The 23047-nt window shown below is 71.0% G+C and carries 30 protein-coding genes; 14 read left to right on the forward strand and 16 right to left on the reverse strand.

The window, feature by feature from the left end:
* Window positions 1-503 precede the first annotated feature (503 nt).
* Complete coding sequence (locus OH768_RS23560) at window positions 504-2060, forward strand: cytochrome bc complex cytochrome b subunit (protein ID WP_406456633.1); 1557 nt, start codon at window positions 504-506, stop codon at window positions 2058-2060.
* On the opposite strand, the gene OH768_RS23565 is transcribed toward OH768_RS23560, so the two are convergent.
* Both OH768_RS23565 and ctaD read right to left on the reverse strand, forming a co-directional pair.
* Window positions 1978-2382 (reverse strand): cytochrome c oxidase subunit 4, encoded by a 405-nt coding sequence (locus tag OH768_RS23565; protein WP_406456635.1) that lies wholly within the window; start codon window positions 2380-2382, stop codon window positions 1978-1980. The two genes, OH768_RS23560 and OH768_RS23565, sit on opposite strands and share 83 nt — an antisense overlap.
* Window positions 2379-4049 (reverse strand): cytochrome c oxidase subunit I, encoded by a 1671-nt coding sequence (gene ctaD, locus OH768_RS23570; protein ID WP_406456637.1) that lies wholly within the window; start codon window positions 4047-4049, stop codon window positions 2379-2381. Before ctaD ends, OH768_RS23565 begins: the two co-directional genes overlap by 4 nt.
* Before the next feature lie 343 nt (window positions 4050-4392).
* Between ctaD and OH768_RS23575 the strand changes: the two genes are divergently transcribed.
* Both OH768_RS23575 and OH768_RS23580 read left to right on the forward strand, forming a co-directional pair.
* Window positions 4393-4764: a hypothetical protein gene (locus OH768_RS23575; RefSeq protein WP_406456639.1), complete on the forward strand. Its 372-nt coding sequence runs from the start codon at window positions 4393-4395 to the stop codon at window positions 4762-4764.
* A gap of 60 nt (window positions 4765-4824) precedes the next feature.
* Window positions 4825-5193, forward strand: a complete 369-nt coding sequence (locus OH768_RS23580) for a DUF6479 family protein (protein WP_406456641.1) — start codon at window positions 4825-4827, stop codon at window positions 5191-5193.
* A gap of 647 nt (window positions 5194-5840) precedes the next feature.
* Here OH768_RS23580 and OH768_RS23585 read toward each other — a convergent pair.
* Genes OH768_RS23585 through OH768_RS23595 form a run of 3 tightly spaced genes read right to left on the reverse strand, consistent with a single transcriptional unit; the run spans window position 5841 to window position 7162 of the window.
* A complete protein-coding gene (locus OH768_RS23585) occupies window positions 5841-6095 on the reverse strand; it encodes an ANTAR domain-containing protein (RefSeq protein ID WP_406456643.1) in 255 nt (84 codons plus the stop codon).
* The gene (locus OH768_RS23590; RefSeq protein WP_406456645.1) at window positions 6095-6352 is read right to left on the reverse strand and encodes a hypothetical protein; all 258 of its coding nucleotides are present in this window, start codon (window positions 6350-6352) and stop codon (window positions 6095-6097) included. The genes OH768_RS23585 and OH768_RS23590 overlap by 1 nt, the downstream gene beginning before the upstream one ends.
* Before the next feature lie 51 nt (window positions 6353-6403).
* A complete protein-coding gene (locus OH768_RS23595; RefSeq protein ID WP_406456647.1) occupies window positions 6404-7162 on the reverse strand; it encodes a GAF and ANTAR domain-containing protein in 759 nt (252 codons plus the stop codon).
* Between the two features lie 431 nt (window positions 7163-7593).
* Here OH768_RS23595 and OH768_RS23600 point away from each other — a divergent pair, with 431 nt between their 5' ends.
* The 3 genes from OH768_RS23600 (at window position 7594) to OH768_RS23610 (ending at window position 9046) form a co-directional block, all read left to right on the forward strand.
* On the forward strand, window positions 7594-7863 hold the full coding sequence (locus OH768_RS23600) for a DUF5133 domain-containing protein (protein WP_406465411.1): 270 nt from the start codon (window positions 7594-7596) through the stop codon (window positions 7861-7863).
* The gene (locus tag OH768_RS23605) at window positions 7860-8282 is read left to right on the forward strand and encodes an SsgA family sporulation/cell division regulator (protein WP_406456649.1); all 423 of its coding nucleotides are present in this window, start codon (window positions 7860-7862) and stop codon (window positions 8280-8282) included. Before OH768_RS23600 ends, OH768_RS23605 begins: the two co-directional genes overlap by 4 nt.
* 107 nt (window positions 8283-8389) lie before the next feature.
* Complete coding sequence (locus OH768_RS23610; RefSeq protein ID WP_406456651.1) at window positions 8390-9046, forward strand: endonuclease; 657 nt, start codon at window positions 8390-8392, stop codon at window positions 9044-9046.
* A 28-nt stretch (window positions 9047-9074) separates the two neighbouring features.
* On the opposite strand, the gene OH768_RS23615 is transcribed toward OH768_RS23610, so the two are convergent.
* From OH768_RS23615 to OH768_RS23630, 4 genes are all read right to left on the reverse strand, one after another.
* Window positions 9075-9236 (reverse strand): hypothetical protein, encoded by a 162-nt coding sequence (locus tag OH768_RS23615; RefSeq protein WP_406456653.1) that lies wholly within the window; start codon window positions 9234-9236, stop codon window positions 9075-9077.
* A 137-nt stretch (window positions 9237-9373) separates the two neighbouring features.
* Window positions 9374-9724 (reverse strand): PRC-barrel domain-containing protein, encoded by a 351-nt coding sequence (locus tag OH768_RS23620; RefSeq protein ID WP_406456655.1) that lies wholly within the window; start codon window positions 9722-9724, stop codon window positions 9374-9376.
* A gap of 22 nt (window positions 9725-9746) precedes the next feature.
* A complete protein-coding gene (locus OH768_RS23625) occupies window positions 9747-10229 on the reverse strand; it encodes an SRPBCC family protein (protein ID WP_406456657.1) in 483 nt (160 codons plus the stop codon).
* Window positions 10230-10348: 119 nt separating this feature from the next.
* Window positions 10349-10534 (reverse strand): hypothetical protein, encoded by a 186-nt coding sequence (locus OH768_RS23630; protein ID WP_406456659.1) that lies wholly within the window; start codon window positions 10532-10534, stop codon window positions 10349-10351.
* Between the two features lie 295 nt (window positions 10535-10829).
* Between OH768_RS23630 and OH768_RS23635 the strand changes: the two genes are divergently transcribed.
* The 3 genes from OH768_RS23635 (at window position 10830) to OH768_RS23645 (ending at window position 12958) form a co-directional block, all read left to right on the forward strand.
* Entirely contained in the window at window positions 10830-11951 is a 1122-nt protein-coding gene (locus OH768_RS23635) for an AI-2E family transporter (RefSeq protein ID WP_406456661.1), read from the forward strand.
* Window positions 11952-12110: 159 nt separating this feature from the next.
* The gene (locus OH768_RS23640; RefSeq protein ID WP_406456663.1) at window positions 12111-12752 is read left to right on the forward strand and encodes an EamA family transporter; all 642 of its coding nucleotides are present in this window, start codon (window positions 12111-12113) and stop codon (window positions 12750-12752) included.
* Window positions 12647-12958, forward strand: coding sequence for an EamA family transporter (locus tag OH768_RS23645; RefSeq protein ID WP_406456665.1), 312 nt, complete (start codon window positions 12647-12649; stop codon window positions 12956-12958). Before OH768_RS23640 ends, OH768_RS23645 begins: the two co-directional genes overlap by 106 nt.
* A gap of 57 nt (window positions 12959-13015) precedes the next feature.
* Here the strand turns inward: OH768_RS23645 and OH768_RS23650 are convergent, their stop codons facing one another.
* From OH768_RS23650 to OH768_RS23665, 4 genes are all read right to left on the reverse strand, one after another.
* Window positions 13016-13216 carry a hypothetical protein gene (locus OH768_RS23650; RefSeq protein ID WP_406456667.1) on the reverse strand — a complete coding sequence of 67 codons (201 nt, stop codon included), beginning with the start codon at window positions 13214-13216 and terminating at the stop codon, window positions 13016-13018.
* Window positions 13217-13237: 21 nt separating this feature from the next.
* On the reverse strand, window positions 13238-13747 hold the full coding sequence (locus OH768_RS23655; RefSeq protein ID WP_406456669.1) for a hemerythrin domain-containing protein: 510 nt from the start codon (window positions 13745-13747) through the stop codon (window positions 13238-13240).
* A gap of 185 nt (window positions 13748-13932) precedes the next feature.
* Window positions 13933-15114 carry an FUSC family protein gene (locus tag OH768_RS23660; RefSeq protein WP_406456671.1) on the reverse strand — a complete coding sequence of 394 codons (1182 nt, stop codon included), beginning with the start codon at window positions 15112-15114 and terminating at the stop codon, window positions 13933-13935.
* A gap of 50 nt (window positions 15115-15164) precedes the next feature.
* Window positions 15165-16154: a magnesium and cobalt transport protein CorA gene (locus OH768_RS23665; protein ID WP_406456673.1), complete on the reverse strand. Its 990-nt coding sequence runs from the start codon at window positions 16152-16154 to the stop codon at window positions 15165-15167.
* A gap of 119 nt (window positions 16155-16273) precedes the next feature.
* On the opposite strand from OH768_RS23665, the gene OH768_RS23670 reads away from it, so the two are divergent.
* The 4 genes from OH768_RS23670 (at window position 16274) to OH768_RS23685 (ending at window position 18813) form a co-directional block, all read left to right on the forward strand.
* Complete coding sequence (locus tag OH768_RS23670) at window positions 16274-17338, forward strand: YihY/virulence factor BrkB family protein (protein ID WP_406456675.1); 1065 nt, start codon at window positions 16274-16276, stop codon at window positions 17336-17338.
* A gap of 246 nt (window positions 17339-17584) precedes the next feature.
* On the forward strand, window positions 17585-18031 hold the full coding sequence (locus OH768_RS23675) for a phage holin family protein (RefSeq protein WP_406456677.1): 447 nt from the start codon (window positions 17585-17587) through the stop codon (window positions 18029-18031).
* The gene (locus OH768_RS23680) at window positions 18028-18540 is read left to right on the forward strand and encodes a DUF3618 domain-containing protein (protein ID WP_406456679.1); all 513 of its coding nucleotides are present in this window, start codon (window positions 18028-18030) and stop codon (window positions 18538-18540) included. The genes OH768_RS23675 and OH768_RS23680 overlap by 4 nt, the downstream gene beginning before the upstream one ends.
* A gap of 6 nt (window positions 18541-18546) precedes the next feature.
* Window positions 18547-18813: a DUF4235 domain-containing protein gene (locus tag OH768_RS23685; RefSeq protein WP_406456681.1), complete on the forward strand. Its 267-nt coding sequence runs from the start codon at window positions 18547-18549 to the stop codon at window positions 18811-18813.
* A gap of 551 nt (window positions 18814-19364) precedes the next feature.
* Here the strand turns inward: OH768_RS23685 and OH768_RS23690 are convergent.
* The 3 genes from OH768_RS23690 to OH768_RS23700 all read right to left on the reverse strand — a co-directional run bounded on the left by OH768_RS23690 (window position 19365) and on the right by OH768_RS23700 (window position 22781).
* The gene (locus OH768_RS23690; protein WP_406456683.1) at window positions 19365-20903 is read right to left on the reverse strand and encodes a CHAD domain-containing protein; all 1539 of its coding nucleotides are present in this window, start codon (window positions 20901-20903) and stop codon (window positions 19365-19367) included.
* Window positions 20904-21142: 239 nt separating this feature from the next.
* Window positions 21143-21811: an HAD family hydrolase gene (locus tag OH768_RS23695; protein WP_406456685.1), complete on the reverse strand. Its 669-nt coding sequence runs from the start codon at window positions 21809-21811 to the stop codon at window positions 21143-21145.
* 25 nt (window positions 21812-21836) lie between these two features.
* Window positions 21837-22781 (reverse strand): LLM class F420-dependent oxidoreductase, encoded by a 945-nt coding sequence (locus OH768_RS23700; RefSeq protein WP_406456687.1) that lies wholly within the window; start codon window positions 22779-22781, stop codon window positions 21837-21839.
* Window position 22782: 1 nt separating this feature from the next.
* Between OH768_RS23700 and OH768_RS23705 the strand changes: the two genes are divergently transcribed.
* Window positions 22783-23040: a hypothetical protein gene (locus OH768_RS23705; RefSeq protein ID WP_406456689.1), complete on the forward strand. Its 258-nt coding sequence runs from the start codon at window positions 22783-22785 to the stop codon at window positions 23038-23040.
* Window positions 23041-23047 lie beyond the last annotated feature (7 nt).

Raw genomic sequence — 23047 nt, forward strand, 5'->3', positions numbered from 1 at the left:
CGGACCCGGTGTTCCGGCACGGTGCGGAGGGCGCCCTCGGCGTCTTCGTCCGCGCCGACGCACTCGGCACCGGGTGTCATGATCTCTCGCGCCTTCGTCATGGATCCGCTTCCTCCTCGTGCTGAGAGCCCCGGCGGGGCTCGGTGGACACGCTTCGGATTCCCGGCGCGCGGATCGTGTAACGCGCACCGGGGCATCGGCGAGGGCGGTTCGAGGAGCGCCGGACCCCCGTTCGGGCGCGCAGGGATGTCGCTCGGCGTGACCGGAGGGAGAGGGTGGGAGTATCCGGTGGCTCCGTCTCCGGAGAGACCCGGTACGTGTCCCTCTGCACCCGGCACGGACCGGTTCGGCCGCCGCGCGACTGTTCCGCGCAGTCGGGGTACTCGCCCGCCGCGATCTGCCGGCACGGCACGAGCACGAGCGCGCCGCGAGTGCGTGCGGAGGGAGGCGTCCGTGAGGGACGAGCGGTGCGGGGAACTCCACGGGCATGGGCCGGGGGCGACATGAGGGCGGCGCGACCCGACCGGGACGAGGGGGCGTCGGGGACCGAGTCACCCCGTTCGCCCGGCGAGCGTTTCGCGGACGCGGTCGATGCCCGGCTGCCGACGACGGACGGCGGCGGGCGGCTGCTCCGCAAGGCCTTTCCCGACCACTGGTCGTTCCTGCTGGGCGAGTTGGCGCTGTACAACCTGCTCGTGCTGGTCCTGACCGGGGTGTGGCTCACGCTGTTCTTCAAGCCGGAGATGCGCGAGGTGACGTACGGCGGCGGATATGTGCCGCTGCGAGGGGTGCGGGTGTCGGAGGCGTTCGACTCCACCCTGCACATCAGCTTCGACATCCGGGGCGGGCTCCTGGTCCGGCAGATGCACCACTGGGCGGCCCTGGTCTTCGTCGGGGCGATCGGTGTGCACCTGCTGCGGATCTTCTTCACCGGCGCCTTCCGCAGACCACGCGAGGTCAACTGGCTGATCGGTGTCACCCTGTTCACGCTCGCGCTCGCCGAGGGCTTCGCCGGCTACTCGCTCCCGGACGACCTGCTCTCCGGGACGGGGCTGCGTATCGCGCAGGGCATCATGCTGTCGATCCCGGTGGTCGGCACGTATGTGAGCATGTTCGCGTTCGGGGGCGAGTTCCCCGGCCACGACATGATCTCCAGGCTCTACGGCCTGCACATCCTGGTGCTGCCCGGCGCGCTGATCGCTCTGGTCACCGTCCATCTGATCCTGGTCGTCTACCTGAAGCACACCCAGTGGCGCGGACCGGGAAAGACGAACCGGAACGCCGTCGGCAAACCGTTCTTCCCCCAGTTCATCGCCTCCTCCGGCGGTCTGTCCCTCATGGTCTTCGGTGTGCTCGCCCTGCTCGGCGGGATCGCCCAGATCAACCCGGTGTGGGTGTACGGGCCCTACCGCCCGGACCAGGTGTCGACCGGCTCCCAGCCCGACTGGTACGTCGGTTTCCTGGAGGGCGCGCTACGGCTCGTACCGCCGTGGGAGACGAACATCGCCGGGCACACCATCATGTGGAACGTGCTGCTCCCGGCCGTCGTACTGCCCCTGCTGCTCTTCCTCGTCCTGTACCTGTACCCCTTCGTCGAACAGCGGGTGACGGGCGAGTGGGACCAGGAGCAGCACCTCTGCGACCGGCCGCGTGAACGCCCCGTCCGCACCGGACTCGGCGTCGCAGGCATCATCTTCTTCGGCGTACTGCTGCTGGCCGGCGGCAACGACGTGGTGGCCCAGACGTTCCGGATCTCGGTCAACGCGCTGACCTGGATCCTGCGCATCGCCCTCGTGGTGGCCCCCGTCGTGGCGTTCGTGGTGACGCGGTGGCTGTGCCACGCCTTGCTGCGGACGGAGCAGGAGGCCCTGGAGGAGGGCCAGGAGACGGGGGAGGTTCGGCAGTCCGTCACAGGGGGCTACGAGAGCGAGCACCGCCCGGTCGAGACGTTCCGTCCCGGAGCGCCCAGGGCGCCGCTCAGCCCTCCTGACGGTCACCCCGGTCCGCGTACTGGAACACCATCCCCAGAACACCGCGAGCCAGCACCCCGAACCCGATGAGGAAGAGCCACAGCCCGAAGACGACCCCGGTGCTCAGCACGGCGAAACCGAAGGCGGTGACGACGGGCCACGGGCTCTTGGCCGGGAAGAACTCCAACGGCCCCGCGCCGTCCGCCACTTCGGCGTCGCCGCGGTCCTGCGGGCGGCGCCCCTTGCGCCGGTAGTTCATCCCGCAGAAGAACGCGATCACGGCGGCCATCAGGAACGCCACCACCAGCGCCGCCGTGCCGGGCGGGTCCCAGTGCGACCAGTAGCCGTAGAGGACGGCGGAGCCCGCGAAGAACACCGCGACGCCGCCGAACAGGAACGCTTCGACCTTCATCGTTGGCCCTCCTCTTTCGCCAGCCGGACGATGTCGGGGTGGTGCAGGTCGAAGGCGGGGGACTCCGAGCGCACCCGCGGCAGCGCCACGAAGTTGTGGCGGGGCGGCGGGCAGGAGGTCGCCCATTCCAGCCCCCGTCCGAAGCCCCAGGGATCGTTCTCGGGGACCTGCTTGCCGTACCTGGCCGTGTGCCACACGTTGTAGAGGAACGGCAGGGTCGAGACGCCGAGCAGGAAGGCCCCGGTCGACGACAGCGTGTTGAGGAGCGTGAAGCCGTCGGCGGGCAGATAGTCCGCGTACCGGCGTGGCATGCCCTCCTCGCCGAGCCAGTGCTGCACCAGGAACGTGAGCTGGAAGCTGGGGAAGAGCAGCCAGAAGTGCACTCTGCCGAGGCGCTCGTCGAGCATTTTCCCGGTGAACTTGGGCCACCAGAAGTAGAAGCCGCCGAACATGGCGAAGACGACGGTGCCGAACAGGACGTAGTGCAGATGCGCCACGATGAAGTACGAGTCGGTGACGTGGAAGTCGAGCGGCGGCGAGGCGATGAGCACCCCGCTCAGGCCGCCCAGCAGGAACGACGTCAGGAAGCCCATCGCCCACAGCATCGGGGTCTCGAACGACAGTGATCCTCTGCGCATGGTGCCGATCCAGGCGAAGAACTTGATGCCGGTGGGCACGGCGATCAGGAACGACATGAGGGAGAAGAACGGCAGGAGCACCGCGCCGGTGGCGAACATGTGGTGTGCCCAGACGACGGCGGACAGCATGGTGATCGCGATCGTCGCCCCGATCAACGGAACGTATCCGAAGAGCGGTTTGCGGGAGAACACCGGAATGATCTCCGAGACGATCCCGAAGAACGGCAGGGCGACGATGTAGACCTCCGGGTGGCCGAAGAACCAGAACAGGTGCTGCCACAGCAGGGCACCGCCGTTGGCCGCGTCGAAGACGTGCGCCCCGAACTTCCGGTCCGCCTCAAGGGCGAGCAGGGCCGCGGTGAGGACCGGGAAGGCGGGCAGCACCAGGACCGACGTGAAGAGGATGTTCCAGGTGAAGATCGGCATCCGGAACATCGTCATCCCCGGGGCGCGCAGGCACAGGATCGTGGTGATGAAGTTGACGGCGCCGAGCGTCGTCGACACACCGGCCACCACCAGACCCATCACCCACAGGTCGCCGCCCGCGCCGGGCGAGTTGTACGCACTGTTGAGGGGTGCGTACGCGAACCAGCCGAAGGCGGCGGCGCCGCCGGGGATCACGAAGCCCGAGACGACCATCAGGCCGCCGAAGAGATACATCCAGTACGACAGGGCGTTCAGGCGGGGGAAGGCCACATCGGGAGCGCCGATCTGCAACGGCATCACCGCGTTCGCGAACCCCGCGAACATCGGCGTCGCGAAGAGCAGCATCATGATGGTGCCGTGGATCGTGAACAGCTGGTTGTAGGTGTGCTCGTTCATGAACTGCAGCCCGGGGCGGGCGAGTTCGGCCCGCATGCCCATGGCGAGCAGACCGGCGAGGAGGAAGAAACAGAAAGCCGTGACCATGTACATCTTGCCGATCACCTTGTGATCGGTCGTGGTGGTCCAGCGCAGCAGCGCCCGCCCCGGAGAGGCTGTGGACGCGGTCCGCACGGCTGCGGCGCCACGTTCTGACAGTTCGGTCATGGTCCTCCTCCGTGGGCTGCCCAGGGCCGGCGGCGCGGCGGGAGACGCGCGGACCGGGGAGCAGAAAAGCGACTCGCGGGTGCCCCTGCCATCCCGGCGGAAACCGCGGACGCGCGCGAACTCCGTACGGAGGGGCTCACCCGATGCCTCGGTTCCGGGCGGCGACGCCACTGGCCACGCCGTCGTGTGATCGTCCGGGGCGAGACGTTATCCGCGCCCTCTCGTCAGGTGTGGACGCCACGCCTTGGTATCTCGCGGCGAAGACACAGATGAGTCCGGGATACCCGGGAACCCGGCACCGGACAGGCCCAACGCCAGTGAACAGCGCGTCAGGAAGATGATCATGGCTTCATCGCGTCACGCCCGCGGTACCGACCGGGCCGAACTGCCTGTCCCCGACTACGAAGGACTGCCGCTGGGCGAGATCGAGCACCGCGTCCGCACCCTCGACGAGGCCGAGCTGCGGGAACTGCTCCGGTACGAGATCGAGCACGGCGCCCGCAGGCCCGTCGTCGAGGTACTCGCCTCGCGGCTGCACCAGCTGGCGGCGAGCGCCGAGCCGGCCTCGGGATCCCCGGCGGCATCCCGTCCTGGAGCGGCGCCCACGACGGGGGGTTCCCCCGTCTCCCCCGAGACGTCACCGGAACCGATCAGCCCGCCGCCCCACGGCACGCCCGACCAGCCCGCCAAGCCCAAGGCGAACCGGGTGCGATAGGGCCCACGGCAGGAACACGGTCCCAGGTCTTCGATTCAGGAGTGGGGGTACTCGGCCATCATGAACGCGACATACTGGGAAATCGCCCTTGCGAACGCCGCGTACGGCACGATCGGCGCCTTCGTGGGCGGCCTCGTCATCGTCGGAGTGCTGGTGTGGGCCGTCCGGCTCGGGATCCGGGTGCGTCGGCGCGAGCCGGGCCCGCCCAAGCCCCACGAGCAGCCCACGCCGCCGGAATCCGGGCCCATGTACGAAACCAGGGAGGTCCGGGAGCCGAACGAGGTGCCTCGGGCGGAAGACGAGAGCGAGCGCCTCACACCGCACCAACTCGGCCGCTCCGGCACCAAACGCAGTGAGAAGCAGGAGCGCCCGCGTTGGGGCTCCGGGTCCAGCGGCTCGTTCGGCAGCGGCGGCCCCGGCACCACCTGAGATCCCGGCGGCGGGAGCTGAATCGGTCCGATCGGCTGCTCGCCGACCCGGGCACGCCTTTGCCACGGCCGGCCCTCCGAGCCCGGGTACCGCCGCAGACGATGTCGTCGAGGTCCTTCGGACCCGCCGACGGGCCGGGGCCCCGGTCCCGCAGGTGTCCCTCGACGACCTCCTGTACGTCGGCGACCGCCGTACGGCTGCTCGATCTCGGGTTCTTCCGCATCGGCAGCGGCCCCTACACGGAGCAGAACAGCACCTACGGCCTCAGCAGGCTGCTGCGCGAACACTCCCGCTGCCGGGCAGGGGCCGTCCTGTTCACCTGCACCGGCAAGGCGGGCAAGGAGCTCACCCAGGCCATCGCGGAACCGGCCGCCTGCCGCAGCCCGACGGCACTGCTCCGGCGTCGCAACGGCGGCGACCGGCTGCTCGCCCACTGGAGGCGCGCGCCTGGCACGCGACAACACGTCGGCGGTCTGCCGGGCCTCCTACCTCAACCCGCGGGCGATCGAGCTCCACGAAGAAGGGGTCACGATCGCCGCCGTCCGGCGCATGCTCCGCGACGGCACGCCTTCCGCGAGCGGGAAGGCCGCACCGGCCGACAGCACGCTCGCCCGACGGGTTCCGCCACCGCGATCACTGCGCCGGGTTCACCTCTGGGGCTGCGGATCGACGACGACGGCCGGCAGCAGGTCCCGGTTGACGAGAGCGCGGGCGGTCTCGGTGAGCCGGACCTGGTGCCCGCTGGCGTAGGCGCTGAGCAGCCGGGCCGCCTCGCCGATGGTGGCGCCCGTGGGCTGCGCGACCATGCCCTTGGCGATCTCCAGGGTGGCCTTGGCCGCGATCATGCTCTGCACCCGGGTGATGACCTCGTCGATGTGTTCCGGCTCGGCGGACCAGTGCATCAGGGCCAGCGCCGCGGAGTCCGCGAGGGCCTGCGCGAGATGTACGTCGTCCTCAGCCAGCGGGCGTCCTCGTCGGTCGTCGCCATGGTCCGCAGGCTGCCATGGGCGTCGGCGATCATCACGGCCGCCGCGTCCACGTCCAGCAGATCCCGGCAGGCATGAACCAGGCAGTGGAAAAGACGCAGGGGGGTCGAACCCCGCGGCATAGTGTCCGCCAGGACGACGAAAGCCTGCGCCAGCTGTCGCTCGCGGTTCATGCTCGCCTCTCCGGCGCTGTGGTTGCCAGTCTGGGCACGTGCACCGGCCGGTCAGTCAGCACCGAGGTCCAGACTGCGGTCGATGACGGCCCGTGCGACATCCGTGGAGGTCCGCCCCTGGGCGAAGGCACGCGCCCGCAGGCGCAGCAGCGCTTCCGAAGCGCTCACTCCCAGCTGAACCATGATCATCCCAGTGGCCTGATGGACCTCCTCCCGGTCCGACTCCGCTCCTGCCAGCCACGTTACGACTCCATCGGGGTGCGGGGAAGCGTGATCGAGGGCGATGACGGCCAGGGTGACCGCGTCGGCGACCAGCAGGGCTGTGCGGATATCGCCCCGGCTCAACGCACCGGGCGTCTCCCGGTACAGGTCAAGGGTGCCGAGCGCGCTTCCGGCCCCCATCAACGGCAGGGAGAAGGCGGCCCGCACGCCGGCCTTGACCGCCTGCACCGAGTACAGCGGCCAGCGGCGCCGCTCACGGGACAGGTCCGTACCGAACACCGGCGCCCGCAGCCGGACCGCCTCCCGGCACGGGCCTTCGCCGAGGGTGTACTGGATCTCCGCCAGCCGGGCCGCGACATCGTCGCTGGCGAACAGCACGACGCCCATGTCCGAACCGTCCGCCAGCATCGAGGCCGACAGCCCCGACGCCGCCGGAAGCAGCGTCGCACAACTGCGGCACAGCGCGTGGGGCACATCGGACGGAGACAGCCCGCTCACTCCGGCGATGAGTCCATGGGCGATACGGGCACGCTCGATGTCCGCCTCCTGTTCGGCGTCCCCGCCGCCCAGCAGGTCGTCCCCCGCCATGACCATCACCTCCCGCGACCGCTCCGTCCCACGGTTCCACCCGATCTTGGCACAGGCAAGGAGCCGTGCCCCGAGTCGGCGCATGCGCCGCGGCGCCGCGGTGCGTCTTCCTTCCGTACCCGGGCCGTTGTCGTCCCGTTGTCCGGACCAGGGCGGTCGCGTGCGGTCACCGTGCCTCGTGGTCGGCGAGGGCCGTGCTCGACGGGAACCGTGTTCGCTCCGTGTCCGGGTGCCCCAAGGGCGGACGCCTACGCCGTGGTCCGGCTGTTTCGGGTGGTACGGACGGGGCACACGGGAGCCCAGTCAAGTGCTTCGGCCCGGCAGGCACGCTTCTTTCGCCCTTGAGGAGTGTCATCGTGCCCTCCCCCTCTCGTCACGACTTCGACCCGTCGAGCCCGGGCCCCCCGCCGCGAAGGCGGAGGTCTCACGTGATGGTCCCGGACCCGGCAGTGCTGGAACAGGCTGTCGACCACTACCTGGCACGAGCGGCCGACGGGGACGCGGCCGTCGCCGTCGCCGTCGCCGTGCGGAACGCCGCCTACACCCTGTGCGTCCTGACCGGCACCCGCACTGTGGAGGAAGCCATGTCGGCGGTGCGGGAGCTGAGCCCGGGATCCACGCCGCCCAGAGCTTCGCGGCAGCCGACGGTGATCATCCCTACGGCCGAGAGCGGATCCGGGCAGCCGGAGGCCGTGTCGTGACCCAGCTCCCGGACGACCCGCAACTGACGGTCGGCACGACCGGATTCGTGGTCGTCGCGGACGACGAAGGGGCCATCATCGCCACGGAGTTGGTCTACCGGCCGGACGACTGCCTGGCCGCGCGGCTGGTGCTGCTGGGCCCCGACGGAATAGAAGTCCGCTGGACCTTCGCCTGGGACCTGCTCGCCAGGGGCCTGATGTCCCCGGCCGGGGACGGGGACATCACCGTGCGACCCGCGCGAGGGCCGATCGACGGCATCGAGGTGAGCCTCGTGTCCCCGTCCACCGCACGGGTGTGGCTGCCCGGGGACGGCGTCGCCGAATTCGTACGGAAGGTGCGCGGGAGGGTCGGCGTCGACGCTCGTGGTATCGCTCCGGCGCTCGACAAGGAACTTGCCGCGATCACCGACGGAACGTAACCGGGGGCACGTGCCGCTCCCGGGCGAAGTGCCGGCGCGGCCCTCCCTTTCGCACGTGGTCATCCGGGTACTCGAAACACCGTACGCAGTCTTCGGAGGTGAGACGGATGGCCACGACCACCCAACCCGCGGTAATGCGGGCGCTGTTGGACGCCCACGGCCGCACCTATGCCGACGAGGCGGGCATCCCGCTCAAGAACACTCCTCAGCCGCTGTACCGGCTGCTCGTGCTGGCCTGCCTGCTCAGTGCGCGTATCCGCGCCGATATCGCGGTCGCCGCCGCCAAGGAGCTGGCCGCCGCCGGGATGCGTGATCCACGCCGGATGGCCGAGGCCACCTGGCAGCAGCGGGTCGACGCACTTGGCCGCGGCGGCTACCGCCGCTACGACGAGCGCACCGCCACCCAGCTCGGTGACGGCGCGACGCTGGCCATCGAACGTTACGGAGGCGACCTGCGGCAGTTGCGGGATCAGGCCGACGGCGACACGGCGACGATACGGCGCCTCCTCCAGGAGTTCCCCGGAGTGGGACCAACCGGCGCCGACATCTTCCTGCGCGAGGCACAGGCGGTCTGGCCCGGTACGGCGCCGTACCTCGACGCCAAAGCCCTCCAGGGCGCCCAAGCCCTGGACCTGCCCACCGCGCCCGCCGCCCTGCTCCGCCTGGCGGACGGCGCGGAGCCCGCCGTACTGGCGGCGGCCCTGGTCCGCGTCGCCCTCGACAAAAAGGCTCCTCAGGCCGTGCGCGAAGCCGCCGACACCTGAGCCCGCTCCGCGATCCCCGTCCGAGCGATCAGCGGCCGAGGGCCTGCGGAAGAGTGAGGTAGCAGTCCACGAGTGCGTCGACGCCGACGAGTTGGATGGTGCGCAGCACGGACGGGACAGCTCCGGCCGGCCGCAGCCAGCCGTCCGCTTCGGCTGCCCCGCTTGTCGGGTGTCCACCATCTGTCCTCATCCACCTCCGTGCGCGTCGGAGTTCGGGATTCTCCTCACCCGGAGGAGTGCCCCCTGTCGCACGGTTGATGCCCGAAGAGGAAGGGGTGGGCCGGAGCGGCTGCTCCGGCCCACCCCGCGCGCACCCCGGCTCAGATCTCACGCACGGTGGCTCTCGTAGTAACTGATGAGTTGCTCGTGGTAGCCCGCGTCACCGGTGTGCTTGTCCTTGTCGAACTCGGGAGCGTTCTTGATCTCCTCCTTCGTCCGGCCGACGTAGACCCTCTTCTCCGCCGTGTCGACGCCGATGACCAGGCCGGCGGGGATCAGGACGTGCCTGCCGAAGATCCACGCCCCGGTGTCGACCACGAGGTGAGAGGCTCCGACGTCGTCGGAGTGCTTGTCGACCTTGCCGACAGTGCCGTCGGTCGCCTCGACCTGGTAGCCGATCAGACTGGTGCCGGCCGTGTAACCCACCGCCGGCTGGTAGCCCCACATGTCCGTGCTCACGAATACATCTCCTTGATCGACGTCAGAGGGACGTGCCGGGGTCCTCGGGCCGGATACGTCCGCGCCAGCCGCCACTCTCGCCGCCGCGGTCCTCGATGTAGTCCTTGAACCGCCGCAGGTCCCCCTTGACCCGCCGGTCGATCACGCCCAGCACGTCCGCGCTCCTCTCGGCGACGCCGGCCGGCTCGACCTCCATGGTGAGTTCCACCCGGGTGTGCGCGTCGTCCAGGGGCTCGAAACGCACCGAGCCCCGCTGCCGCGTGTCGCCGTCCACGGTGCGCCAGGTGATCCGCTCGTCCGGCGCCTGGTCGACGATCTCGGTGTCGAACTCCCGCCGCACCCCGCCGATGCTGGTGATCCAGTGGTTGTGCCGGTCGTCGAGCTGCCGCACTTCCTCCACGCCTTCCATGAAGTGGGGGAAGTGCTCGAACTGGGTCCACTGGTTGTAGGCCGTGTGGACCGGGACACCGACCTCCACGGCTTCCTTGACGGTGCTCGTGCTCATTTCGCTCCTCCTTCGATAAGGGGGGTCGTCCGCGCCGCATCGGCGGACCGGCGCGGGTCCGGAACGCCCCGGGTACCCAGGGAGAGGACATGAAGACATCCAGGCGGCCGACCGGGCGGTCAGTCCATGCCCCTGATGATGTTCGCCTCGGTATCGGACTGCGCCACTGCCGGCGCGCTCTCGTCCGCGACGGCGGCGACGCAGGTGCGCACGCCCTTCCCCCGGCGGTGACGGGCCTTCGACCAGCCCGTCTCGGCGACGCGGATCGACGATTTCGGCGTGGTGCGCGGGAGTTGAGTGGTCACGGTCGTTCATCTTCCTTCTGTGCCTCGGCACCCTGCCCCTCGGATCGGGACAGAGGCTTATGGGCGCGATGTCCTGATGGTCGAGTTGCCCGCCGCGTCGCCCGCAAACCACTCCCCTCCACACCCCCGGCTCGTCCGGGCGCCGTCGTTTCCCTCGGCACACCGGGGTACCCGGTCACCGGGACCGACGGACGCCCGTACGGGCACCTCGGTCAGGGATGCCTCCGCACCCGCATTCCGTCCCAGCTGATCACTGCCGGGGGTGTGGCGGACCCAGACAGCCAGGAGTGTGCCGGTGAGCGCGGAGGAGACCGGCCCGGACAGCGGCCGGAGCCATGCGGCTTCGCCCCCGCCCGTGCCCGAAAACAGCACGCGCCGTCCCGGGCCGGAGCGGCGGCCGTCACGGTCCTGGTTCTCCATCGGATTCCGGGTCGGCCTGGGGGCGCTGACGGCGTATTGGCTGGTGCGGTCCGTCCAGCACATGGAGAGCGTCCTGATGCTGGTGCTGCTCTCCCTGGTGATCGCGATCAGCGCGGACCCGCTCGTGAGCCGGCTCACCGAACGGGGGTGGGGCCGCGCCTGGGCAGTGGCCACGGTGATCGTGGGGCTGTTCCTCGTCCTGGGCGGTCTCTCCGCGCTGTTCATCGTGCCCGCCACCCACGAGATCACCGCCGTGGTCCACCAAGTACCCACCTGGCTGCAGCAGTTGCACGACCACCACTCCTTCCTGGGCCGGATGGAGGACCGCTACCAGATCATCGAGAAGGCCAAGAAGCAACTGGGCACCGACACCAGCAGCCTGGCCGGCGGCGTGATGGGCGCCGGCCAACTGCTGATCACCACCGTGACCGGCCTGTTCCTGGTCATCGTCCTGACCATCTACTTCCTGGCCGGACTGCCCGCTCTCAAGCATTTCTGCCTGCGCTTCGTGCCCGGCAGCCGACGCGAGCACACAACGGCCCTGGTCGACGAGATCCTGCTGCGCACCGGACGCTACATGCTGGCCAACGTCGCCACATCGCTCATCGCCGGGCTGGCCACGTTCATCTGGCTGGTGATCTGGGATGTCCCCTATCCGGCGGCACTGGGGGTGTTCGTCGCCCTGATGGACCTGATCCCGGTGGTCGGCTCCACCATCGGCGGCATCGTCGTCTCCCTGGTGGCCCTGGTCGTCTCCCTGCCGGTGGCGATCGCGACCGCCGTGTTCTACGTCGTCTTCCGGCTCGCCGAGGACTACCTGATCCTGCCCCGCGCCATGAAGTTCGCCGTCCAGGTCCACCCCCTGGTCACCATCCTCGCCGTGCTGGCCGGCGGCACCCTCGAAGGCATCATCGGCGCGCTGCTCGCGATCCCCGTAGCGGTGGCCGTCGGCCTGGTCCTCGACGACGCCGTCTTCCCCCGGATCACCCGACGCTGACTGCTCGGCGACCAGGGGCAGCGTCGTCGACGGCGGCACTGACGGTGTGGCCGGCCGGACCGGCCGGCTTTCCGCCACGGCCCGGCGCAGGGCGAACGCGCGCAGCGGCGCCCCTCCTTGTACAGGCCTGGAAGGCGCCGTGCCGGGCACCTGGACCGGATGGGCGCACTTCTCGCACTGGCCTCGGCGGTCTGCTACGGCATCGTCGACTTCGCCGGTGGCCTGCTGTCCCGCCGGGCACACTTCACCGTGGTCACGTTCCTCGGGCAGATCGGCGGTCTGCTGCTCGCGCTGACGGCCGCGGCCCTGGTGTCCGCCGAGGCCGTCCGCTCCCCGGACCTGCTGTGGGGAGCGCTGTCCGGAGCCGGAAGCGGGTGCGCCATGCACTTCCTCAACCGCGGCCTGGCGCGCGGGGCCATGAGCGTCGTGGTCCCGGTGAGTGCGGTCACCGGAGTCGCCCTGTCCGTGATGTGCGGCGTGTTCTTCCTGGGCGATCAGCCCACGCCCTCGTCCTGGCTGGGCATCTGCCTCACCGTGCCCGCCCTGTGGCTCGTCTCGCGGAGCGCCGGCCCGCACGAGGCCGGGCACCCGGCACGGGAGCAGCGGGCGTCGGCGGACGGCCTGCTCGCGAGCGCCGGGTGGCCCTGCAGTACGTCGCACTCGGCCAGGTGGAGCCGACGAGCGGTCTGTGGCCCGTGGCGGCCGGTCGGCTGGCCGCCGTCATACTCCTGCTGCCGAGTGCCTTGCGACAGGCTCCCCGCTTTCGGCAGCCCTTGCCGCTGCTGGGCGAAGCGCTGGTGACCGGAGCGGGCGCGGCCTTCGCGCTCATCCTCTACCTCCGAGCCGCCCAACAGCAGATGCTGGCCATCGCTGTCGTGCTGGCGTCCCTGTACCCGGTGGTTCCCACCGTCCTCGGCCTCGCGGTGTTGCGCGAGAAGGTCACCCGGACGCAGGTGACCGGTCTGGTGGGCGCCGCCGCAGCCATCGTTCTGCTGACACTGGGATGAGCGGCCGGTCCCCCGGCGGCTGGCCATCGTTCCCGTTCGTCGGCGAGGCGGTGAGCCTTACGTCCGGCTGCCCCGCTCTCGCCGCAGCCGGCCCGCCACCACCCCCAGGTCGACCGCGGTCGTCAGGGCGAGCACCGCGCACACGACGGCGAGAACGGTCAGGGCACCGCGGCCCGGCGAGTCACCGAAGCCGGACCTCGCGGCTCCCACCGCGAACAGGGCGGCGGCCGGTCCCGCCCGATCGGGTCCGCGGCGCATCGCGCATGGGCCGGTTCATGGTCACCTCCCGGGTGCCGGACGGGTCGTTCGGCCGGATACGGGTCCTTCGGGACTCCTCAGGCGGGGTCGATCAGGGCGAGGCCCAGGTCGGGCTGGTATCGCTTCGTCAGGGCCGTCGGGCTGTCCCGTACGACGACCTCCAGCGTCGGCCACACCCGGATGCGGCCGGGTCGGGGCAACCGACTCCGCGGCGCGTACGGCACGGGCCGGGGTCTCCAGCTTCCCCCGGTCGGCGGCCGTCCTGAAGTGGGCGAACTCGTACCGCTCCTCGGCCTCGGCGTGGGCGAGGACGTCCTGCCGCAGGGCGGCGAAGCGTTCGAGGAACTCGGCGGAGTCGACGTCCATGTCCTCCAGCCTCGACAGCACCTCCTTGGCGCTCTCCACATCTCCCAGGCGGAGCCTGACGATCTCCTCGCCGCCGGCCACGTTCTTGCGAGCGTAGGGGTGGACCACCTCTTCCTCGGCGGTCTCGTGCACCGCCAACAGGACGACGTCCAGTCGGCTGTCCATCGGATACGTCCTTCGGCTTGTCGACCCGGCGACGGCTGCCGCCGAGCCCGCCGTGTACCCGGGCGACCGGACGTGAACCAGGCTGAGGCTCTTCCCTCGGCCGTGCCCGCGGAGCGGTACGAGAGGAGGAGGTGACACCGGCGTGTGTTCACCGCCGGAGCGGCCGTCTCCCGCGGCGGACCCCCTCAGCCGTCGAGCCCTGCCGTGCTGCTCGCGGCTTGCGGCTCGGGGAGGTGCGCGGTGAGCCGGCCGGCCAGGCGGTGGGCCTGGGTCAGCAGGGTGCCGTAGGTGGCGAACTCGCCGGGGCTGCCCGGCCCCGCCTGGGTCACGTGGTGGCGCAGGGCGTCGAGCGTGCGGTGCAGTTCCCGTACGGCCTGACGGAGTTCGCGGTCGCCCTGGTGGCCGAAGCGACTCTGGTCGTAGAGGCGGAGGGTGTCGGCGGTGCGGCGCAGGAACACGGCGTAGCGGCGGGCGAGGGCGGGGTGGGGGCATGCGGCCGGACCGACTTCGGCGGCGGCCTCAAGGACGGTGCGGGTCACGTCGGCGGTGTGGAGCGCGGCGTAGTCGAGGACCACCACCGCGTCGTCGTAGTCCCCGCCGTGAAGGGGTGTCGGGCCGGTGCGGCGGAGGTTGACGCGCAGGCTTTCCCGGCTGGTGCTCAGGGTGCTGCGTGCGTGGCCGACCAGGCGTTGCAGACACAGGGCGCGCTCGTGGCAGGTGCCGGCCTCCTGGGCGTCCCACTTCCCTTGGTCGAGGCCGTCGGCCACGGCGTGCAGGATGTCGTGCGTCTCGCGGAGGGCGTCCCGCAGGGCGATGCGGGTGTCACGCAGGTAGAGCGGGGGGCGGATCAGCGCGTTGACGGCGATACCGACCACCGCACCGAAGACGGCCTCGCCGATACGGGCAGCGGCGGCGGGGATGCCGACGGATCCGCCGGTGAGGACGAACAGGGCGCCGGTGGCGGCGTAGATGCCCTGGCTGCCCAGGCGCCGCCACTGCCCCAGCAGCACGGTCGCGGGCAGGACCAGCGCCATCGCCGTCATCGTGTCGTGCAGCAGCAGTGCCGCGGCGGTGGCCACGACCGTCCCGGTGGTGATCGCCGCGAGTTGCTGCAGCCCGTACGCGATGGACCGGTAGACGGTGGATTCCACCAGCACGATCGCCACCCAGGGGGCGACGAACGCCATGGGCGCGTCCAGCCACCGGCCGACCACCGCCCAGGCGATCCAGGCGGCCAGGGCCGCCTTGCCCGCCTGCACGGCCAGGTCCCGTTCCCGGCCCGGCCCCGACCACACCCGCCCGACCGCCTGCCCGGCGGCCCGCGTCCGGCGCCTCGCCCTTCGCGCCGCGGCTCGTATCGCATGCATGGAGATCCAGGTGCCACCGATCGGCGGCACCTATGCCGGGCACTCGGCTGTCACAGCCAGCCGTTGCGGCGGAACGCCCGGTACAGCAGTCCGGCTCCGAGGGCCATCACGGCGAGCGCGCACGGGTAGCCGTAGCGCCAGTCCAGTTCGGGCATGTGGGCGAAGTTCATGCCGTAGATCCCGGCGACCAGGGTGGGGACGGCGAAGAGGGCCGCCCAGGCGCTGATGCGGCGCATGTCGTCGTTCTGCCAGGTGCCCACCTTCGCGAGATGGGCGTCGAGGACGGAGCCGAGCAGGTCGTCCAGGGCGCGGACCTCGGTGTCGGTACGGGTGAGGTGGTCGGTGACGTCACGGAAGTACGGCGCGGCCTCGCGCGGCCAGTCGTCCCGCTCCTGGCTGAAGGGCCGTATGACCGGGACCAGCGGCCCGATGGCGTCCCGGAACTCCACCACCTCGCGTTTGAGCGAGTAGATCCGCTCGGTGAGGTCGTCCCGGGCGGGTGAGAACACGCATCGCTCCAGGTCCGTCAGGTCGGTCCGTGCCTGGGCGGCGGCCCGCGCGTAGTCGTCGACGATCACATCCTGCACCACGTGCAGGACGCTGACCGGTCCCAGCCGTGTCATGTGCGGCTCCCGCGCGAGCCGGCGCGCGGCCTCGACGGTGGGATCGTTCGCGCCGTGCCGTACGGTCAGCGCGAAGGACGGCCCGAGGAAGATCATCACCTCGCCGGTCTCCACGTCCGCGCTCTCCTCGACGAACCACACCGTCTTCACCGCGATGGCGAGCACGTCGCCGTAGCGCTCCTGCTTCGGCCGCTGGTGTGCGTGGACCGCGTCCTCGACGGCCAGCGGATGCAGCTGCAGGTACTCGCCGAGTTGCCGCAGTTGTTCCTCGCCGGGCTCGTCCACGCGGATCCAGGCGAACTCGTCGGGCTTCAGCGCGGTCAGCCGGTCCAGCGTGGCCTTGCACCCCCCGGCCTCCTGCCGGCAGTCGACCTGCTCGCACTCACCGGTCCGCTCCTGGTAGATCAAGCACTCCATGCACTCCGAGTGCTTCCGTCGCCCCGTTCCATGCTCCGGAAGGTGCAAAAGATGTCCGGCGCCATCGGCGTCAGCAACGGTGGTGGCGTAGGCAGGGCCCCACGGGTTACCCGAGCGGCATGGCGAGACTGCGTCCTCCGGGACGGAAAGCGCATCACGGCAGCGACGGGACACGGGAACCCGGGGTGCCGGGGCCGCAAGAAGTCGGTCCCGGCCCGGAGGTGGAGCGGGAGGCACCGGACCGGCCTTCGAAACTGCCCCTGCGGGCCTGGGGTGCCGTGATCAAGGGCACCCTGCGGGAGTTCCAGGCGGACGAGCTGAGCGACCGCGCGGCGGCTCTGACGTACTACGGAGTCCTGTCGCTGTTCCCCGCGCTGCTGGTCCTGGTCTCCCTGGTGGGCATCGCCGGGAAGTCGGTCACCGGCACGCTCCTCGACAACCTCCGGCAGCTCGCTCCGGGCTCCGCGAGGGACATCATCACCCAGGCCGTACAGCAGTTGCAGCGCGACGCCGGCGTCGGCTCCGTCATGGCGATCGCCGGCATCGCGCTGGCGGTGTGGTCGGCCTCCGGCTACGTGGCGGCGTTCATCCGCGCGGCCAACGCCGTCTACGACATGCCCGAAGGCCGCCCGGTGTGGAAGATCCTCCCCATCCGCGTCGCCCTGACGGTCGTACTGCTGGTCCTCGCGGTGATCAGCGCGTTGATCGTGGTCCTCACCGGGGGTGTGGCCCGGGAGGCCGGCACAGCCCTCGGGGTCGGTGACGCCGCGCTGACGGTGTGGTCGATCGCCAAATGGCCCGTGCTGGTCGTCCTCGTCACGGTGATGATCGCGATCCTCTACTGGGCCAGCCCCAACGCGAAGGTGAAGGGCTTCCGGTGGATCACGCCCGGCAGCTTCACCGCCCTGGTGATCTGGCTGGCCGCCTCCGCCGGATTCGCGTTCTACGTCGCCAACTTCGCCTCCTACAACAGGACTTACGGCGCGATGGCCGGCGTCATCGTCTTCCTCGTCTGGCTGTGGATCACCAACCTCGCGCTCCTGCTGGGCCTTGAGATCGATGCCGAGACGATGCGTCAGCGGGCCGTCGCGGGCGGCCTGCCGCCGGAGGCCGAGCCGTACACGCAGCCCCGCTCCACGCAGACGTGGGACGAGGCGGACGTACGCAGGCTGGATGAGGAATGACGCGTCGTGAGCGGAGCCCGATCGCCGTGGGGGGCCGACACCCAGGGCGCGGAAATGTGACACTCGGGGGCCCGAGTGTCACATTTCCCAGACAAACCCCCTCCGTCGGGGCGCTGTCGGTACCGACCAGAGGCCGCGCCGGTCGACTTCTCTGCTCTGAACTCGCCCGTTCGGGGTACTCGCGCAGTCATCGGACAGTCGGGAGCATGACGCGGCCCGGCCCGCGGACACCCACATGGAGGGGAGATGACCGCTGTGTCGAACACACAGCCGCACATCGCGGACTCCGACCGCATCACAAGCCGCTCAGGCCAGGAACCCGTGAGCGAGTTGGTGCAACGGGCTTCACACCAGCTGACCGAGCTGGTGCGGGGCGAACTGCGGCTGGCGCAGGCCGAGATGAAGGAGAAGGGCGAGCGCTACGGCAAAGGCGGCGGTCTGTTCGGCGGAGCGGGCGTCGTCGGCTTCCTGATGCTCCAGGCGCTGGTCGCCACCGCGATCGCCGCGCTGGCGGTGCCCCTGCCGGTGTGGGCGGCGGCACTGATCGTCGCGGCGGTGCTGGGTGTGATCGCCGGTGTGCTGGCCCTGAGCGGGAAGAAGCAGGTCGGCCGGGCCGCGCCACCCGTGCCCGAGCAGACGATCGACAGTGTGAAGGCCGACGTGGCCGAGATCAAGGAGAGTGCCCAGCGATGACCAAGCCGTCTCCCAACGAACCCACCCCCGCCGGCTCCGAGGAACTGCGGGAGCAGGTCGAACAGGTCCGGACCGAGCTCGGGCAGACGGTCGAGGCGCTGGCCGCCAAGGCCGACGTCAAGGCGCGCGCCAAGGCAGAGGTCGCCGAGGCGAAGGAACAGGCCGCCGCGAAGGCCGGCGAGCTCAAGGAGCAGGCCGCCGTCAAGGCCGACGAGATCAAGGGCCAGGCCGCCGTCAAGGCCAGGGAACTGAAGGCGAAGAGCGCCGACCTGGCCCACCAGGCGCAGGACAGGCTCCCTGACCCGGTCAAGGAAAAAGCCGCCCAGGCTTCCGGGCGGGCCCGCGCCGCCGCGGCCCAGGCCGGTCGCGTATGGCAGGAGAAGGCACCCGAACCGGTACGGCAGAAGACGGCCCAGGGCGCACGGCTGGCGCGGGACAACCGCACCGCACTGCTGGCCGCGGCCGGCGTCGCCGTAGCGGTGTGGCTGTCCTACCGCCGGAGGGGGTGAACCGCGGTGAAGGCATCGAAGATCGCCTACAAGCCGGTCGGCCTGGCCCTCGGCGCCGTCAGCGGTATGGCCGCCGGAGCCGCGTTCAAGCAGGCGTGGAAAATACTCGGCCACGACACCGACGCCCCGGACGCCACCGACGAGGAACGCTCCTGGGGCGAGGTGCTGCTCGCCGCCGCGCTGCAAGGCGCGATCTTCGCCGCGGTCAAGGCATCCGTCGACCGCGCCGGCGCCGCCACCACCCGCCGCCTGACCGGAACCTGGCCCGGCTGACGCCCGACAGAGCCCGGCAGAGGGGGCGGGAGGGCAGTACGACACGGCGATCGCACGGGGGCCGAACGCATCGCAAGCCTGCCGCATTCCCGGCGGGCTTCTTCGCGGGCTTCTTCGCGGACGAGTCCGAGTGTGAACCGGAGTTCTCGCTCAGGAGTCCCCGCTCATGCACCGGCCCGGTGGGACAACGCGGAGAGGTGGTCCCCGAAGCCGCCTCGGGCCCGGGCGGGCAATCTCGCCGAGGTGAGAACCCTCCCGCGTCCAGGTAGGCGGCGGCGCTCACGCCCAGGTTGGCGCCGTGGACATGGGGTGGTGCCAGACCACCCCGTGAGCGGGCCGGGTCGCCTCGTACAGAGCCCGGTGCCGCGCGGCCAGAGGTGAAGCCGGCAGGACGACCGTGCCGACCACGGCCTCCCACCCCTCGCGGGCGCGGGCGAGTTGGCGGGCGGCCCGGTCTCGCGGCGGCCTCGGCGAACAGGCTCTGTCGAGCGCGGCGTTGACGTGTCGGTCGCGCTACTCGGGCGACCGTGAGGCCCAAGCGGGTCAACCGCTCAACGGTTGAGCGCCTTGCGCAGCTTGCGGCGCGACGCCTCGGCCCACACGGGCGGCAGTTCCCGTTCGTCCCGGTCGGCCGCGGCCTGCTCCTGGCCGTACAACAGGCCCCAGGTGAAGCTCGGTTCACCGGCCGCGTGTGCCGCCAAGGTCACCTTCCGCAGGGCGTCGCGGGCCACGACGCTGTCCTGGTGGTCGCCGAGCACCTGCTGGACGGCCTTGACGCGCTTGCCCAGCCGCTTGGCGGGTTTGCCGAGTGAACCGCGCGCCGGCTCCGTGGCGTACCGCGTCTTCTTGGCCGCCTTGCGGGCCTCGTGGAGGGCCTTGTCGCGTTCCGTTCCCGGCGGAAGTTCCAGCGCGTGGGCCATGCGGCCGGACAGGCGGCCGTACACCTTGAGGATGGCCTTGCCCATGACCTTCCCCGGCTGCCGGGCGGCCTTGCCGCGCAGCGGGGGCCGTTCCGTCAGCGATGCCAGGCTGTTCAGAAGGGCGAGGTAGCGGGGCGAGTCCAGGGCGGCGATCGTGCGCAGCCGGGCCTCGGAGGTGTCGCCGACGTCCCACACCTGAAGGCGTGCGGAGACGGCCCCGAAGACGAGTTCCGGGGGCAGTGCCTCGATCCTCGCGCCCAGTCGCTCGCGAAGGACCTCCTGGTCGCGTTCCGCGCCCAGTTCGGTGCTCAGCCACTTGAGTTCGTCGCGGACGGGATCGGTGACCTTCCGGTCCAGGACCGACCGGTAGGACCGCAGGACGCTGCGCAGCCGGCGGCAGGTGGTGCGCATCTGGTGCACGGCGTCGGGCAGGTCACGGCGGACCGCGGGATCCAGGTTCACGAGGGCGTGGATCCGTTCGTCCACATACCGCAGGATCTCCTCGCCCGCAGATCCGGGCACTACGGCCTCGCCACGCGCGTCCGGCATCCGGGGCGCTCCGACGTCCGTCTCCTCCAGGGCACGGGCCAGCTTGGAGGGGCTGTGCGCGCGGCCGATGCCGTTCGCGGCCAGGGCCTTCTCCACGGCGTCCAGCAGCGCCGGGTCGGTGTCCGAGGCGAGTTCGACCTCCATCTCGGTCCATGCGGCCCGCGACCCCGTGCCGAGCAGGGACTCGGCACGGACCGCGTCGACGCTCAGCTCGGCGAGGGCCCTTCCGCCGGAGCCGACGAGCTGCCGTAGGCCACGGGTGGAACGGATACGGACCACCGGCCGCAGCTCCGCACCACGGGTACGGGAGAGCGCCAGCTCCCGCAAGGTGTCCGGGACGGTCTCGGACAGCGGGGCCCGCACCTCCTCCCGGCTGTCACCGGACAGCGGCAGCTTGAGGTGCCAGCCCGCGTCACTCCCACCCGTCCTCCGCCGGAGGGTGGCCGAGGTGCGGGCCAGCCGCAGGTCGTCGGTGTCGTAGTACACGGCGTCCAGTTCCGCGGTGCCCTCGTCCACGACGGACGCGATCCCGTCCGTGCCGGTGAGGTCGGGCAGCCACGCGGTGTCGTCGGCCGAAGGGGCTTCGTACTTCCGCTCTGTCTCTCGTTGCGACTCGGTCATGACGTTCGCGTACACGTCTGAGCCTCGGACAAACACCGGCGGCCCGTATTCACGCCGTGTGGGGCCTCCGATTTCCGCCCGGACCATGCGCCTGCTCCGCAAGTACGAGAGCGCTGTGTGGCCCCACCGGTACCTCCGGACGTCGACGTCGCCCTCGTCGCCGTCCGGCACCGACTGCCCGGCGCCCGGCGCCCGGCGCCAGGGCAACGCCCCCGCTCTCCGCACGGAGGCTCGCGGCGTTACCGGTCGGCGAAGACGCTCGTGTCGAGGCGTTCGAGGAGGTCGGCGGGGTCCCCGTACACCGCGTGGGGGCCGGCCGCCTCCAGGTCCGCGCGGGGGATCCCGCCGGACAGCACCGCCACCGGGACCACTCCGTCCCGTACGGCGGCCTTCATGTCCCAGACGGTGTCGCCGACGAACACGGCCCGTTCGCTCGGAACGTCCGCGAGTTCCCTGGCCTGTTGGACGGGGTCGGGGGCGGGTTTGCCGTCGGCGACGTCGTCCGCGCTGGCCGCCCCGAGGATGACGCCGTCCGCGTCGATCGCGCGGCGCAGCGCGGCCAGTTCCGGGCCGCTCGCCGAGGTCGCCAGGACGATCGTCCAGCCCCGCCCGGCCAGGGCGCGCAGCAGGTCGCCCGCCGCGTCCAGCGCCGGCAGCCGGTCGAAGTAGGTGGCGTAGAGGGCGTGATGGGCGGCGTCGAGCTGCTCGTCGTCCTCACGGTCGCGGTCCTTGCCGAGCAGGTGCTCGATCAGGTCGTCGCTGCCGAGGCCCACGGCCCGGTGGATGTCCCGCATGGGAACGCGGTGGCCGCCCTGTCTGAACGCCTCCCACCAGGTGACGACATGGAGGTGGTTGGTGTCGACGAGGGTTCCGTCGACGTCGAAGATCGCGGCGCGTCTCGTGCTCATCCCGGCGTCCTCTCCCGCTCGCAGTTCACAGTTCCCGCAGGGCCGGCAGCAGCTTCTGCTCGGCCCATTCCAGGTACGGCTCCTGCTGGTCACCGCCGATCTGGACAAGTGCGACCTCGGTGAACCCCGCGTCCACGTAAGGCCGTACGGCCTCGACGACCGCCTCCACGTCGTCGCCGCAGGGGATGGACTCGGCCACGTCCTCGGGTCGTACGAACTGGGTGGCGCCCTCGAAGGCGGCGGGTCCGGGGAGTTCGGAGTTGACCGGCCAGCCGCCGCCGAACCAGCGGAACTGGTCGTGGGCGCGGGCGATCGCCGCGTCGCGGTCGGTGTCGTAACAGATGGGCAGCTGGCCGACCTTGGGCTTGCCCGCGCCCCCGTACCGGTCGAACGCGGAGGTCAGCTCCGGCCTGGGTTCGGTGGCGATCAGCAAGTCGGCGAGACGGCCCGCGAGTTCGCACGAGCTGTCGCCGGAGACAGCGACACCGATCGGCAGGGGTGTGTCGGGGAGGTCCCACAGCTTGGCGTTCTCCACGTCGAAGTGGGCGCCGTGGTGGTTGACGTTCTCCCCCGCGAAGAGCGCGCGGATGATCTCCACGGCCTCCTCCAGCCTCGCAAGACGGACATGCGCGGCGGGCCAACCGCCGGCCACCACATGCTCGTTGAGGTTCTCCCCGGAGCCGAGACCGAGACGGAACCGTCCCTGGGACAGGAGGTGGAGCGTGGCGGCCTTCTGGGCGACGACCGCCGGGTGGTAGCGGGTCGTCGGGCAGGTCACGTACGTCATCAGCGGAATGCGTTCGGTGGCCTGCGCGGCGGCGCCGAGCACGCTCCACGCGTAGGGGGCGTGGCCCTGGGACTCCAGCCAGGGGAAGTAGTGGTCGGACGTGACCGAGAAGTCGAAGCCGGCGCGCTCGGCGCCGACGACATGGCCCACCAGCTCCCGTGGACCGGCCTGCTCGGTCATCATCGTGTACCCGATCCTGCTGGTCGGGCATGTCCCTCGGCACGGGCTTGGTCTCCCGCCCCACGCCGTCCCCGTGACCGGGCTGCACCCGGCGAAGCTGCTGTTCATGTACACCCCGGGAGGAGCCGAGGGCCTGTTCGTCGAAGGCGGCGACGAGCCCCGGCCGGGCATGCAGGTGCAGCCGTGGGGGCCCGAGCGCATCGACGAGCGGATGCTGGGCCTGCCGGCCAAGTACGACACGGGCCTGCCTGCCGCGCCGTAGCGTCGCC

Origin of the sequence: Streptomyces sp. NBC_01622 (assembly GCF_045209635.1) — a bacterium.
Classification (GTDB): Bacteria; Actinomycetota; Actinomycetes; order Streptomycetales; family Streptomycetaceae; genus Streptomyces.

Coding starts and splice junctions, on each gene's coding strand:
- OH768_RS23560 (WP_406456633.1), top strand. CDS start 504: ATGAGGGCGGCGCGACCCGACCGGGACGAGGGGGCGTCGGGGACCGAG.
- OH768_RS23600 (WP_406465411.1), top strand. CDS start 7,594: ATGGTCCCGGACCCGGCAGTGCTGGAACAGGCTGTCGACCACTACCTG.
- OH768_RS23695 (WP_406456685.1), bottom strand. CDS start 21,811: ATGAGCACGAGACGCGCCGCGATCTTCGACGTCGACGGAACCCTCGTC.
- OH768_RS23700 (WP_406456687.1), bottom strand. CDS start 22,781: ATGATGACCGAGCAGGCCGGTCCACGGGAGCTGGTGGGCCATGTCGTC.
- OH768_RS23690 (WP_406456683.1), bottom strand. CDS start 20,903: ATGACCGAGTCGCAACGAGAGACAGAGCGGAAGTACGAAGCCCCTTCG.
- OH768_RS23680 (WP_406456679.1), top strand. CDS start 18,028: ATGACCAAGCCGTCTCCCAACGAACCCACCCCCGCCGGCTCCGAGGAA.
- OH768_RS23640 (WP_406456663.1), top strand. CDS start 12,111: ATGGGCGCACTTCTCGCACTGGCCTCGGCGGTCTGCTACGGCATCGTC.
- OH768_RS23590 (WP_406456645.1), bottom strand. CDS start 6,352: ATGAACCGCGAGCGACAGCTGGCGCAGGCTTTCGTCGTCCTGGCGGAC.
- OH768_RS23660 (WP_406456671.1), bottom strand. CDS start 15,114: ATGCATGCGATACGAGCCGCGGCGCGAAGGGCGAGGCGCCGGACGCGG.
- OH768_RS23580 (WP_406456641.1), top strand. CDS start 4,825: ATGAACGCGACATACTGGGAAATCGCCCTTGCGAACGCCGCGTACGGC.
- OH768_RS23615 (WP_406456653.1), bottom strand. CDS start 9,236: ATGAGGACAGATGGTGGACACCCGACAAGCGGGGCAGCCGAAGCGGAC.
- OH768_RS23650 (WP_406456667.1), bottom strand. CDS start 13,216: ATGCGCCGCGGACCCGATCGGGCGGGACCGGCCGCCGCCCTGTTCGCG.
- OH768_RS23655 (WP_406456669.1), bottom strand. CDS start 13,747: ATGGACAGCCGACTGGACGTCGTCCTGTTGGCGGTGCACGAGACCGCC.
- OH768_RS23625 (WP_406456657.1), bottom strand. CDS start 10,229: ATGAGCACGAGCACCGTCAAGGAAGCCGTGGAGGTCGGTGTCCCGGTC.
- OH768_RS23665 (WP_406456673.1), bottom strand. CDS start 16,154: ATGGAGTGCTTGATCTACCAGGAGCGGACCGGTGAGTGCGAGCAGGTC.
- OH768_RS23595 (WP_406456647.1), bottom strand. CDS start 7,162: ATGGCGGGGGACGACCTGCTGGGCGGCGGGGACGCCGAACAGGAGGCG.
- OH768_RS23585 (WP_406456643.1), bottom strand. CDS start 6,095: ATGCACTGGTCCGCCGAGCCGGAACACATCGACGAGGTCATCACCCGG.
- OH768_RS23670 (WP_406456675.1), top strand. CDS start 16,274: ATGGCGAGACTGCGTCCTCCGGGACGGAAAGCGCATCACGGCAGCGAC.
- OH768_RS23575 (WP_406456639.1), top strand. CDS start 4,393: ATGGCTTCATCGCGTCACGCCCGCGGTACCGACCGGGCCGAACTGCCT.
- OH768_RS23610 (WP_406456651.1), top strand. CDS start 8,390: ATGGCCACGACCACCCAACCCGCGGTAATGCGGGCGCTGTTGGACGCC.
- OH768_RS23565 (WP_406456635.1), bottom strand. CDS start 2,382: ATGAAGGTCGAAGCGTTCCTGTTCGGCGGCGTCGCGGTGTTCTTCGCG.
- OH768_RS23675 (WP_406456677.1), top strand. CDS start 17,585: ATGACCGCTGTGTCGAACACACAGCCGCACATCGCGGACTCCGACCGC.
- ctaD (WP_406456637.1), bottom strand. CDS start 4,049: ATGACCGAACTGTCAGAACGTGGCGCCGCAGCCGTGCGGACCGCGTCC.